Raw genomic sequence first — 12,929 nt, 5'->3', positions numbered from 1 at the left:
GCGTTCTGGTTCATCGGGATCTTCCCGCTGGGCTGAGCCAAAAAACCCCCTTACGAGATACTCCAGGAGCCCCAACGTGAAGAGAATCCTCGCCGCAGCGGCCATTGCAGCAGTCGCGGGCCTGACGGCATGCAGCTCAACTGCTATAGAACCCAACGGCCCCAGCTCCATACCTGCGGAGACAGCCATCACCACGCAGGCATCACCGTCAGAATCATCAACAGCAGTTGCGGCAGGCAGCGCAAAAGAGGCCTGCGAGACCTACAACGCGCTCTACGCAGAGTACAAAGCCCTTCCCGGCGCCGATCCGAACGCCTATGAGGACATCTACCTGAAGGCGCAGGACGCAAAAACCACCGTCCCAGGAGATCTGAACGGTCTGTTCGCGGCGCTGAGCGTTCTGGCTATGAATCACTCGGCGGCGGCCAAAAACGGGGGCCAGCCTGAGCAGGTATCCAAGGACGCCGTCCGGGACGCCGTCTTCGCCAGTGCAGGCACCTGCACTGCCGAGGGCGTCACGCTCCGGCTCTAAAACCATCCAGCACAAAACACAGGGCACCGCCCGACGGGGATCGAATGAACATCATGGCAGCGCCGGAACGCCGGCGCCAGAAACAGTACAGCCGCGGATGAGCTGCGGGGTTGCTGGCCTTGGCCCTGCTCCTCAGCCGGAACGGAGACTAAGACGCTGTCGTCTGGCGCTTTCTCCACCTTCGACGCCGCCGGCGCGGAGCAGATCCGAGCGAGCAAGACCGCACGACTGGATATGAGCTCCGGGACCGTGCAGAAGGCCGCCTTCCGCACGAGGTCTGACTTCAGCGAATCCGGGACGGCGTGCAGCGCTACGGCATCGACGCCGAAGCCGCGGAAGGTTAGATCAGCGACATTCAAATGGATCCAGGTTCAAGCAGTGACCACTAGCTGTACTAGCCCTCGGGCACGGACACGAGCTTGGATGTGAACTACAATTTCCGCTACGACGGCACCGAGGAAACGCAGGTAATCATTCGTCCACGTCCTCACGGCAGCCTAGGAACATGCTGAGGATCGGGATTTTCCGAAACAAGGGACTGGACGACGCTGCCCTGCTTGCCCAGATCCGTTTTATAGATAGGACCCACTATGGTTTACGACCGTGAGCGTGAGCGGCGAAACGATGCCGTGTACGCCGAGCACAAGAGTGCCGTAGCAGCCGGAGAGAAGCGCGCTCTACGCAAGACCAGCATCGGCGAGCTGCACAGCTACCCCGCAGATGAGATCGGGTTTACTCCCGGACGTGGCCAGGTTCAGATCAGCACCTGGTGGGGCATGGGAATTCTCGCAGTTGTTGCCGCATTCTTGACTGCCCTTTCGGTGCTGATCTTGCTGGCCCCGCTGGGACAGGGCGAAGGTCCGTTCTGGGGTGCGCTGTTCCTCACGGCTCTGTCCGGGGGCTTCACCTTCTATGCATTCATACTGGCCCGAGACGAATACCGCGCGAAGCAGCTGCGCAAGCTGCGCGGCTCCCCGAAGCCGGGCACTTCCGGCGTAGTGGACATCAATCTCCTGGAGCTGGGACAGGAACGTCCCGACCGGCCCGACTCGTCCCGACAGGATCCGCTCTGATGTTCGACCAGGACATGGTCGCCCGGCGGCTGCCTGGAACCTGTCCTTCGCTCTGGCCAAAGTCTTCGGTGCCGCCCGGCTTCGCTGCATGGATCCTTTCTACGACAGTTAGCAATATCTGTCGTAGAAAAGATCCGATTTAAGCACCCCGAGCCTCAGCGGCTGCGCCCGCCGACGTCGTCGTCGTCGGTGATAATGACGATCACGACGACAACGGCCAGGACGGCCGGCAGTGACGAAGACGGCAAGCGGCGGCGTGGTGCTGACTATGCCATCTCTTCGGATGCTGGTACCGAGAAGGTCAGCCTCTTCTAAGTATTAGTATTCTTACATCAGCCGTGTTACTTGACATAACATAATTATCGGCGTTTGAAAAACGCCGGGGGAGTGCCTGTAAAGGGCTGTCTCCTGCCGTCAGTTCGAGGGATTTCTGCCCGATTCGAAGTCACAACTGCCCAGCCAGCGCAAAAGTCGTACCCGTAGAAGCTTCGCCCGAGCCAGCGCGAGCAGCTGATCCACGGAGCAATCCTCTTCAGGCCTGTCGCCACTCAAGTGAATCTTGGACGGCAGGACCGTGCCCTGGCTACGCGAGACGTTGACGTCTTCGTGGTGCCTATCGTCAAGGAAAAGAAGTTAAGCAGCCCGAGGACGGGTCTGCTTAAAGAGCGTTAATCGCGGATGTAAAAGTCAACTGTTGGTTGCCTTGAACAACAGCTTTACTTAACATCGGTTATCGGCTCTTTAAAACGGGCGGGGGAGTGCTTGGAAAGGGGCTGTCCCCCGCAGGAGCGCGAGAACCCGGAGCTATTGTGCAGTTGGGCGGGTGGAGTTGAAGGCTGAAGTGTGGCTGTGATAACGAAGACGGCGAGCAGGACAATTTTGATGCTGCCGGCATAGTTGATGGCATGGAACAAGGTGAGGCTCTGGCGGCCTGTTCTGGTGCTGGCATTCTGGATTGCGGCAATACCTACCTGCGCCAGGGACACTGCTGCAGCGCCGAGTCCTGAAGCTGCAGAGGCGACCGACCTGGCCTGTCATACTGGTCAACATGGGTGGGGACCGTAAAAGCGAGGCGCTGAACAATCGACACGATGCTCGTTTTTATGGCGACGAGGCAGCCCGGGAGGCTTTGGGGTGGAGTCTGAGGCGCTCCAAATCCTGGCCGCGGACGGGCGCGTCTGCTGTTGCTTTAGTGCAGGACGGTGTGCTGGCAACGGCAAGCGTAGGCGCCCCGCTGGAAGCGGACTACGAAATCGGGTCGGTCTCGAAGGGCATCACCGGGCTCCTCTATGCCGATGCCCTCCAACGTGGGGAGCTCGACGGCGGAACCACTCTAGGCGACCTGCTGCCCCTTGAGGGCTCCGAACCGGCCATGGTTTCGCTGGAATCCATAACCCGGCACGCTTCCGGATTACCGCGTCTGCCCTCATCCCAGGCCACCTTCCGTCAGTCGGTAGCCCTATGGCGCCGCGGGACCAACCCGTACGGCGAGACGCTTGAGGAACTGCTAGCCCAGGCCCGGCAAACGCGGTTACTGTCCCCCAAGCCCCGCTACTCAAATCTCGGCTTCGAACTACTCGGCCACGCCATCGCCGCTGGAGCCCGAACAACGTACCGGGACCTCATGACCCAGCGGATCGCCGGGCCCCTGGGGCTGCATTCACTGTATGCGCCTTCTTTCCCTGACGAACTCCGGCAGACGGCACTGCCGGGCAAGAGCCGGGCCGGACGCACCATGGAGCCATGGACTGGAGAAGCCCTGGCTCCGGCTGGAGGCTGGCGCGCCAGCATTCAGGACATGGGCATCTTAGCCCTGGCACTTCTGCAGGGGAACGCGCCAGGGAGCGCAGCTCTGGACCCGGTGGTACAATTTGCCGGCCCTGCCGCACGAATAGGCATCGCTTGGATCAGCCTTGACGTCAAAGGTCGGACGGTCACTTGGCACAACGGCGCTACCGGGGGTTTCCGCTCATGGGTAGGGCTGGACCGGGAGGCCGGTACCGCCGTCGTACTGCTCTCAGCGACGGCCTCACCGCTGGACCGGCACGGCTTCAGACTCCTCCTCAACCCGCCCAGCCGGGGTAATTACCGACGAAATCGGAAAGCCTAGATTTCTAACTCCGCAGGCAGCCCGGCGATCGTGTCGTTTTGTGGTAACCCTCATGCTAAAAGCCTTAGCATAAACGAGCGAAGCTCGAGGCTGCGCTCGGATCGTAGCTTTACAAAATGGGCGTTATCGACTCTTCTATGGTTGTCAACGTAGCGATGGCTTATGGCAGTTGGCATTGAGCGTGCGGTAGATCCGTCGGGCGAGGTAGCGTTTCACGCACCGACGGATCTCCTTCTTGGTTAGAGCTTCTGCCTTCCGCTTGGCTACGTATGCGATGGTTTCTGGATCGAATGCCGTCCTTGTTAGAGCAATCATGTGCAGTGCTTTATTGCGGGTCCTGTCGCCTCCGCGGTTGAGCCTGTGACGGACGGTATTACCGGATGAAGCGGGAATGGGGTTGACTCCGGCCAAGGAGGCGAAAGCTGCCTCGGAACGTACTCGGCCTTGATGAGACCAAGCGGTGAGACAAATGGCTGCCGTGACTGGTCCGAAGCCGGCTTCCTGCAGCAGGGGCGCGGCTTCGCTTACCTCAACCAGTTCGGTGATGCGGGAGCCGTTTGCTTTGATTTCAGCATCAAGGTCGCTGATCCGCTTAGCGAGCCTAACGGCTTCGGAACGGGCTACCGACACCGCAAGAGGTTCTTCACGGGCCGCCAGCGCGACACCTCCAGTATCTGACTCCCGGTCAACGAGCTGCGCACATCCAACTACAAATCATTCGTCCGGAGCAGTTCGGTCAACGCATTCACGGTCCTGGTCCGGTCGGTTGTCATCGACTGACGTGCACAGACCAGGACCCGCAAGGCCGCGCGGACCCCTTCATTCAGCCGTGGCCGGCGCAACTTATCCTCTTCCAAGGCAAGGACCGCAGAAGCGATCCGGTGCGCGTCCAACGGATCCGACTTTCCAACCCCACGACGCGGCAAGGCATCCATGCGCGTGGCTTCGGCGACCTGGTAACCGGCGGCTGCGACAGCCCCGGCCAGCACGGCACCATAAGAAGCGGCGCCCTCGATCACCCACAGAGTGGCTAGATCGGCTTCGGTGCGACGAGCGACCCAAGCTATAGCGCGACTGATCCCGGCCCCAGTCGCCGAGAAATCCCGGATGTCGATCCATTCGCCGCTTGGCACGGCGATGATGGCGAAGACGTGCTTCCGGGCATGGGTGTCGACACCCACGACAAACGGGTGGGAACAGGCATCGATAGTCATAGCGGTTCTGGCACCTTCCTCATTTCGCGGACATGGTCAGGGCCGTTACGGGCCGGAACCTGTCCGGGTAGAGGTCACTTCGGAACAGCACTGTGACGAGCCACGCCCCGTGCGGAGCGGACAATCTTCTGATCAAGTCACCGAGGTGGGCCGGACAGGTGCCGGCCGCCCCACCCAGCAGACGGACATGTCGATAACAGGACACCCAGAAAGAGCCGGGGCCAAGCGTTTAATGAGTCACGACCGCCAGGGTGGAACGGCCTGCACTTACTCTGCCAGCCAATCTTAGACCAGCCACCCCAATCCTCACAGGCGTTTGTAAAACGCCGGGGGAGTGCCTGTGAAAGGGCGGGGAGGCGGCTTTCTCATGCGTTCTGATCGCAGATTGGGGGCACTCACTCTGGACAGCTCTGGCTAGCTAGGTGTGTCGTGCCAAGGTTGACGCGCACAGTGTAGGAGCGCCGTGAGCGGCAACCCAATGGTGAAGGAGGTATCCGATGGAAGATCCACGAGGCGTGGCACGAACATTGGCAAAAGGACCCGGGCTGAGTGAAGGATCTGTGGTTAAAGTACTGGGCCCACGGTGGATCTGCAGACATCTTCGAGTTCGATGCCTACCTGCGCGGCCTCACGGAACGAGACCCGTTCGAGCTGAGGATTCTTGCCTGGGCAATTGAGGACTTATCCCACGATGCGCCTGCCCAAGACTTGGTCACTTGAGGCCATTCCCTCACCTCTGGTTCTTTGGGGAAATGTGGCCGCACACTGTTACCAGAACCTTGGACCGGCCGGGCCGGATAATGCGGGACACCCTGAACCTGGTACCGCCTTGGCTCAGGAATGGTGGGTGGTCAGCTGGTTGCTGAGTCCGGAGAGCAGGACGCTGAGTCCTTGGTCGAGTTCTGCGGCGCCGTCGTACTCGGCCAGGACCGGGCCCAGTGCGCGGAGGTGGGGAAAGTCTTTGGCCGGCAGGCGGTGCAGGCCAAGGCGGAGGATGGCTTCGCTTTCGTCCGGATCCACGATGTATTCCTGCAGTTCGTTCAGGATGTGCCCGTAGAGGAACCCGTAGTAGGCGCGGTAGACGTGAAGGGCTGTTGCCGGGGTGAAGCCGGCCTCTATCAGCAGCGCCAGAATCTGCTCCAGTGGCCGCAACGTCCCCAAGGGCCGCAGGCCAAGGGGTGTGGAGAGGGGCCGGGTGACCAGCAACGGCACCACGTTGGGGTGCCGCAGGGCCAGGAGCCGGAGATCATGGGCGATCTTGCGCAACTGGGCCTGCCAGTCCGGGTCATCGGGAAAGATGGCCAGTTCGTCAAAAACCATTTCGGAGACCCCGTCCAGCAGGGCTGCCCGGTTGGCCGCGTAGCGGTAAAGGCTCATGGGATCGCATTGCAGCTCCTGGCCCAAGCGACGCATCGACAATGCTTCCAGGCCATCTTTGTCCACAAGCGTCAACGCCGTGGAGAGCACGAGTTCCCTGCTCAGGCGCACTTTGCGGACACCTGCCGGATTATTCGATTCTTTGGGGGAGGCCATGTCGTATCCGTCCTGTTTGTGGAGTCAGGTCCACCCGTCGGGACGATACCTAAGCTTGCTTATTAGGCAGTCTACATGTAAAGTCTACATTGTAGAGAAGTTGTCGACATGGTTTCAGTAAAGGGATCACGGTTTGCATGGCCGCCACGGCCGCTCACATCACCGTCTCAGGAGAACCATTGACTACGCACACCCAGAACGAGCACTCCAGCACTGTCCGCAACGCTAACGACATCAAGATTTCGACCCGGACCCTTGAGTTCGCTGTCTACGTTGCGGCGGTCATAGCCACTATTATCACGGCCACAGTTGTTGGGGACGACGCCAGCGAAAACGGTGTTGACGTGTTCAATGCCAATGACGCAATGCAGTACATCACCTTCCTCACGGTCGGCCTGATGGTGGCCCGCGGCCTGGCGAAGGCCGGCAACCGGGTCAGCAACAACCACGCCTAAAAAGGCGCTCTTCCGGCCCCGGGCCGGGAACTGACTGATCCTGGCGCGGCACCACAACGGTGTTGCGCCAGGACTGTCCTGTCTTACCTTTTTTGTTTGGCCTGCTTGGGGTGAAGGACCCGATACTTTGGGCAGTACCGCTTGGTGTCCCGTGCAAGGGCACCGGGTTTGAGGCCGCTGTAGCCGAACGGCGGAAAATTTTGCACCGTGTTTGAAAAGAGCCGTTCATGGCGCATTCACAGTTCGACCAGTTCCTCCAGGAAGCCACCTACCGCGACCAGGATTCCACATCCACTCTTGACGGAGACTCCTTCTACGGCCTATACACCAGCTGGTGCCACGTCTCCCGCCACTCCCCCCGGCCGGAGCACACCTTCTGGGCCGCGATGAAGCACCGAGTCAGTCCCGGGCAGTGCCTGCGCATGACGGGCCCAGCGGCAACGGACTACATCCTGAACAGCTACCGGGCTGTCGTCTAACCCCATGCTGACCAAACGAGAAGACGATACATCCCCCGGGATCTATGCCAGCTATCGGGACAGCGTCCCGGACGCCACTGCACCCGAAGCCACTCCCGCTGACGGGCCAGATACCCCCGCCGCCGTCGAGGACCTCGACCTCACCCCACGCGGCCTCGCCGACGCACCCGCCCTACAGCAGGATCCCGACAGCCTCGTCCACACCGGAAACAGCTAGGCACCACACAGCCGAAGCCAAATCAGGACTGGACCAGGCGCCGGGGGCGCCACTCATCAACCAACAGCGCATAATAACCGCGGAGCGCATCATGACCCCTGCACGGACCTTCGAATCGATCGTAATCATTTTCAACCCCAACAGCACCGGCGACGCACCTGCACTCGCCGAGCAACTGCGGATAGAGCTCGGAGAGCTTCTCCCCTATGCTGCGGACATCAAACTTCAACCCACAGCTCATGCCGGCCACGCCGTCGAGTTGGCAAGGGCCGCTGCCCGCACCGGCCGGGACGTGCTGGTCGTCTCGGTAAGCGGGGACGGGGGCTATAACGAAGTTGTCAACGGCGTGATGCAAGCCGGCAACCCGCACGCGGTATGCGCCGTCTTGGCTGCGGGCAACGCCAACGACCACAGCCGCATCATTGCAACGCAGCCCCTGGAGCACGCCATCGCCGCAGGTGCGGTGCGAAATATTGACCTCCTGCGTATCAGCAAGGGCGCAACAGCAGACGCGCCCGCTGAGTACGCCCACTCCTACATCGGCTTCGGCCTCACCCCGGTCATGGCGATCGATCTGGAAAAGGGCAGCAAGGGCGCGTTGAAGGAAATGTTCTCCGTCATGCGCACCTTTTCCAAGTTCAAGCCGTTCGAAATCCGCCCGACGGAGGGCAAGCGCCGGAAGTTCGACAGCCTTGTCTTCGCCAACATCGCCGAGATGGCGAAGTACGCCACTCTCAGTGAAGCCGATGACCAGATATCGGACGGCAAATTCGAAGTCGTGATCTTCCCCCACAGGTCAAAGTTCCGGATCCTGCTGACGGCACTGCGCGCTGCCACCCAAGGCCTGGGAGACCAGCCCAGCGTCAGCAGCTACGCCTTCACCACCCTTAAACCCATCCCGTATCAAATCGACGGAGAAGTGAAATCCGTTGAAGCGCACACACGGGTCATCATCGAATCGGCCCCGGCTGCCCTCGCCACCTTGGGCTAAAGAACCGATTGAACCACCCCTTTAGGAATAGGACACCCGGTGCACGCCGCAATCGACCAACAACCAGACACTGAATCAACGCGTTACCGTCTGCTCATGCCCGGGAAGGGCCCGCGCCTCACGCCCAGGATTGTCACCACCAGCTCCTTGACCTCCCACGTGCACACCCTGGCTGGCCCGCTGGATTCCACGGGCCACGTCTTTGTGCTGCTGCACGGCATCGGCATGTCCCACCGCTACTACCGGCGGCTCCAGGCCCTTCTGGCCAGGCACGGGAAAGCCCATGCCATCGACCTGCCCGGCTTCGGCGGAACACCGACACCGGCCCGGCAGCTTTCGATTGCCGACTACGCAGCCCACACCGCGGCGACACTGGAAAAAATGGGCGCCTCCCGCGTGGTGGTGATCGGGCACTCGATGGGTACCCAGATCGCGACCGAACTGGCAGTTCAACGCCCCGATCTGGTCTCGCACCTCGTGCTCCTGGGACCTGTGGTGGAACCAACCCGGCGAACAGTCTTCCAGCAAAGCCTGTCCCTGGGTCTTGACTCGCTGCTCGAAAGCCCCGCCGGCAACGCCACAGTCTTCACCGACTACGCCCGCTCCGGCCCGCGCTGGTACCTCACCGAACTCCCCGTCATGATGACCTACGACCTCAACGCCCGACTGGCCCTGGCAAACCAACCCACCCTGGTCATCCGCGGATCACGTGATCCCGTAGCGCCAAGGCTCTGGTGCGAAAAACTGACAGCTACCGCCCCCGACGGGCGCTTCCTGGAAATACCGGGCAAACCCCACATCGTCCAACATGGCGGCGCCGCCGCCACAGCCGCAAGCATACTGGCTCTAACCCGCCAGCAGCTCTAACAGTTACGACCAGAGGCCATCGAGGAACACGCAGGGTCAGTTTCGACAGCCCGTGAAGCAGACGCGGAGCTTGGCCTGTTAGGAAACTTTTTTAGCAGAGCGGAAGTCAGCTAAAGTGCGGGTGGTCCTGCTGGCAGTATCAACGTTCTCCGCCAGCGGCGCAGTCGCTATTGACGCTGCTGCCACCTTGCACCCGTTTCGCTGCGTCAGAATTGGGCACACCCAAAACTGACATACGCTTCCTTGCCTGGTCCTCCGGGCAACCGGAATTAACCCACGGTTTGCCGAGAAGTCCGGTGCGCCCGCCCACAGCCGGGGACAATTTTCATAGGTTATCCACCGCTACTGCTGCCAGGGAGCTACCCCAACGGCTCCTGCTTCCAGCCGTGGATAACCCGAATTGACCCCAGCTATGGACAGGTCAGTGTTCGCCGCCAGCTCCGGCCACGTGATCAGCAGGTCCGGGGCTGTCCGCCCGAGGCAGGTTGACGGAATATCCATTATCGGCGTGGAAGCGCGGATGCAGAAGTCACTGCGGGGAATCCCGGTAGTTTCTGGCAGATGAGCGGCCTGGCCATTCTTAGGCCTGCACGGCTCGCGGCTCTTCAGCTGCGGTATTGTTGCTGGCCCATCCCGTTCGCGCTAGTCATGTGAAGAACCGGCCCGGACGCTGTCAGGCAGTGTCCGGGCCGGTTGGGAGTATCTGTCTCTGCAATGTGCCTTATTGTGTTGGCGCCTTGGAGTAGTGAGGTACCCGCGGCAGCGTCGTCATCGTGTGCCGGCGGTAGCTTCGACCTCGAGGTCCTCGGGTGCCGTCAAATCCATGTCGAGCAGTTGCACTACTCTGGATTTGGTGATGTAGCGGTGAGTTAGCCATAGGACGATGAAGACTGGCACCCCGATGTAAGAGGAAAGCACCTCCATGCCCCTTCCGGCGAGCACTGCTTCGTAGTTTTGTCCTGCAATGACCAGGATCAACAGGGTGAATGCCAACAGTGGCCCGATGGGAAATAGGGATGCTTTGTACGGCAGGTCGCTGACTTTGTTTCCCTGGGCCAGGAAGCCGCGCCTGAAGCGGTAGTGGGAGATGGCGATTCCCGCCCACACGATGAAACCGCACAGGCCTGACATGTTGAGTAGCCAGGAGTAGGCCGCGCCCTGACCGATGATTGCGGAGAGGAACCCGAGAAGTCCCACGCATGCGGTAGCCAGCAACGCCGGGATTGGCACGCCACGGGCATTGGTGCGGCCGAAGATCCTGGGGGCCATGCCGTCGTGGGCCATGGCGTACAGCATCCGGGTGGAGGCATAGAGTCCGGAGTTGCCTGCGGAGAGGATGGCGGTGAGTATCACCGCGTTCATCAAGGCCGCAGCGAAGGCAATCCCTGCCCGGGAGAAGACCAGGGTAAATGGTGATCCTGCGATGTCGGCCTCGCCGGAGGCCAGCAGGCTGGGATCGTTGAATGGGATCAGGCATCCGATGATGAAGATGGCGCCGATGTAGAAGAGCATGATGCGCCAAAAGACAGTGCGGATAGCCTTCGGCACTTCGCGGCGTGGGTCCTTGGCTTCGCCTGCAGCCACACCCACGAGCTCGGTGCCTTGGAAGGAGAATCCGGCAATCATGAAGACCGAGATGATCGAGAGCCAACCCCCGTGGAACACGTCATCGCGGTTTTCCCAGTTGCTCAGTCCCGGGGAATTATCTCCGAGGATGCCGAAGATCATTAGCACGCCGGCGATCAGGAAGAGCACCACTGCAGTGACCTTGATAAGTGAGAGCCAGAACTCTGACTCGCCAAACGACTTCGCGGAGAGGGCATTGAGCCCGGTCAATACAAGCAGGAAGATCCCGGCCCACACCCATCCAGGGACCCCGGGGAACCAGAAGTCCATGATGATTCCGGCTGCGACCAGCTCGGCAGCCACTGTAATGGCCCAGTTGAACCAGTAGTTCCAACCGATCGCGAACCCAAAGGAGGGTGAGACAAAACGGGTGGCAAAGGACTGGAAGGATCCAGCGACCGGAATTTTGGCCGACATCTCGCCCAGTGACTGCATCAACAGGAAAACCATCAACCCGACCAGCGCGTAGGCGGCCAACGCTCCGCCAGGACCCGCCTGGGAAATGGTGCCACCCGAGGCTACGAACAGTCCGGTTCCAATTGCGCCGCCTATCGCTATCATCTGCAGGTGACGGCTGCTCAGCCCGCGCTTTAGTTCGTTCGCTGCTTCACCGGAGCTTCCAGCGGCCCCTGTCGCAACGGGCAATCCGTGTTGTGTCACTTCATGGGATCTGATTTCTGTGGATGTTCCGCTCATTGGCGTCATGCAACACCACCAGCGGGAAGTGGTGCGAACGTGCTCGGGTTCCAGGCGCAGCCCACGGCCCGACCGGTGCAGGCATCTGTGGCTGCGGGGTCGATCAGGATAGCCGAAACATTCCCGGTGGCTGCCTGTGCAGTGAGTCCCGAGCTTAGTAGCGGCCTTGAACCGGAGCGCAGGAAGGTTTCAGGGGTGCCGGGAGCAATGATGAGTTCATTGGTTTGCGTGTGGGAGCTAGGTCCCATGGTGCCTCCGAAAAGGTAGCTGCGGTCGATTTAGGCTTTCCGACCGCGGGCCGGAAAGAACGGTGATCAAGCTAACACACGCGAAGTACGGGACCTTTGCTGTAGAGAGGATTGCAACCGGGGCACGCGAAGTCCTTATGAATAGTGATGGAATCCTCAGCTGAGCGTAAGACTTGGTGATGCTGGTCTCCTGGTGCATAAGCGCTGCTGAAGGCCTGCTATGGACGCCAGCTACGTCCGCTAAGCACTTCGTGCTCTCTAAGTGCAGCCACCCACTTCTCGGCGCGCAGGTTGGAACTTAATCCCGATCACTTACCCCTGTGGGCTGTACAGATGCACAGCTTCAAGGTCGTGAACAAGTGGGTTTATCCGTTGAACCGCCATCCTCGTTCCGATTAGATCGATGCAGCGCTTATTCCTGAGCCAGAAATTACGTAGGAGAATTGTGACTTCGAGGATGAGTTCCAAAAAAGGCTCCGGTTGGGACGATGTACAGGTCGGAGACACTGTGCAGGTAGTTGGTAATGGACGCACAGAGTACGTTGGCAAAGTCGATGCCCGTACATCGGACGGCGACGTCATCTGGGTTCACGATCCAGTCGGGGGTCGCCGGCTTTTTCACATCCACGATGGTTACGCCCTACGGCTGGGCCAGTGAGGATCTAATTTTGCTTCGCGTCTCAAAGGGTGAGCGGATTCGGGTGGTGTCTGCGACACCGGTTTGTTTTGTTGGGGTCGAGATTAGCTCGGCGAGGACTTCTGTGGGCGTTCGGTAGCCGTGTCCGTGTCGTTTGAGTGGCAGGCGGTCGCGTTGCGGCGACATTCCCGAAGATTTCGGGTCCGTGGAAGGATAGGTCGGTGCTTCTCGGGAAGTACATGCGCAGGGAA

General features: G+C 60.5%; 10 protein-coding genes and 2 pseudogenes. 8 read left to right on the top strand and 4 right to left on the bottom strand.

Annotated features, from left to right (window positions below; all coding sequences use genetic code 11):
* Positions 1–76 precede the first annotated feature (76 nt).
* From AC5RT4_RS14705 to AC5RT4_RS14695, 3 genes are all read left to right on the top strand, one after another.
* Entirely contained in the window at positions 77–532 is a 456-nt protein-coding gene (locus AC5RT4_RS14705; RefSeq protein ID WP_494106220.1) for a hypothetical protein, read from the top strand.
* A 590-nt stretch (positions 533–1,122) separates the two neighbouring features.
* On the top strand, positions 1,123–1,605 hold the full coding sequence (locus tag AC5RT4_RS14700) for a hypothetical protein (protein WP_494106219.1): 483 nt from the start codon (positions 1,123–1,125) through the stop codon (positions 1,603–1,605).
* 1,048 nt (positions 1,606–2,653) lie between these two features.
* Positions 2,654–3,715, top strand: a complete 1,062-nt coding sequence (locus AC5RT4_RS14695; protein ID WP_494040224.1) for a serine hydrolase domain-containing protein — start codon at positions 2,654–2,656, stop codon at positions 3,713–3,715.
* A gap of 144 nt (positions 3,716–3,859) precedes the next feature.
* On the opposite strand, the pseudogene AC5RT4_RS14690 reads toward AC5RT4_RS14695, so the two are convergent.
* Together AC5RT4_RS14690 and AC5RT4_RS14685 are read right to left on the bottom strand one after the other, a co-directional pair.
* Positions 3,860–4,929: pseudogene (locus AC5RT4_RS14690) on the bottom strand (IS110 family RNA-guided transposase).
* A gap of 834 nt (positions 4,930–5,763) precedes the next feature.
* Positions 5,764–6,462, bottom strand: coding sequence for a TetR/AcrR family transcriptional regulator C-terminal domain-containing protein (locus tag AC5RT4_RS14685; protein ID WP_494040225.1), 699 nt, complete (start codon positions 6,460–6,462; stop codon positions 5,764–5,766).
* A gap of 179 nt (positions 6,463–6,641) precedes the next feature.
* Here AC5RT4_RS14685 and AC5RT4_RS14680 point away from each other — a divergent pair, with 179 nt between their 5' ends.
* From AC5RT4_RS14680 to AC5RT4_RS14660, 5 genes are all read left to right on the top strand, one after another.
* Positions 6,642–6,917, top strand: a complete 276-nt coding sequence (locus AC5RT4_RS14680) for a hypothetical protein (RefSeq protein ID WP_494040226.1) — start codon at positions 6,642–6,644, stop codon at positions 6,915–6,917.
* Positions 6,918–7,144: 227 nt separating this feature from the next.
* A complete protein-coding gene (locus tag AC5RT4_RS14675) occupies positions 7,145–7,396 on the top strand; it encodes a hypothetical protein (RefSeq protein ID WP_494106218.1) in 252 nt (83 codons plus the stop codon).
* A 4-nt stretch (positions 7,397–7,400) separates the two neighbouring features.
* Complete coding sequence (locus tag AC5RT4_RS14670) at positions 7,401–7,613, top strand: hypothetical protein (RefSeq protein WP_494106217.1); 213 nt, start codon at positions 7,401–7,403, stop codon at positions 7,611–7,613.
* A gap of 91 nt (positions 7,614–7,704) precedes the next feature.
* Positions 7,705–8,604 (top strand): diacylglycerol/lipid kinase family protein, encoded by a 900-nt coding sequence (locus AC5RT4_RS14665; RefSeq protein ID WP_494106216.1) that lies wholly within the window; start codon positions 7,705–7,707, stop codon positions 8,602–8,604.
* Positions 8,605–8,700: 96 nt separating this feature from the next.
* Positions 8,701–9,471: an alpha/beta fold hydrolase gene (locus tag AC5RT4_RS14660; protein ID WP_494040230.1), complete on the top strand. Its 771-nt coding sequence runs from the start codon at positions 8,701–8,703 to the stop codon at positions 9,469–9,471.
* A gap of 768 nt (positions 9,472–10,239) precedes the next feature.
* Here AC5RT4_RS14660 and AC5RT4_RS14655 read toward each other — a convergent pair.
* Positions 10,240–11,658 (bottom strand): amino acid permease, encoded by a 1,419-nt coding sequence (locus AC5RT4_RS14655; RefSeq protein WP_494106215.1) that lies wholly within the window; start codon positions 11,656–11,658, stop codon positions 10,240–10,242.
* A 1,083-nt stretch (positions 11,659–12,741) separates the two neighbouring features.
* A pseudogene (locus AC5RT4_RS14650) lies at positions 12,742–12,929 on the bottom strand (IS30 family transposase); the annotation flags it as partial.

Source organism: Arthrobacter sp. sptzw42 (assembly GCF_059089685.1).
This window is presented reverse-complemented; position numbering and strand designations above follow the sequence as displayed.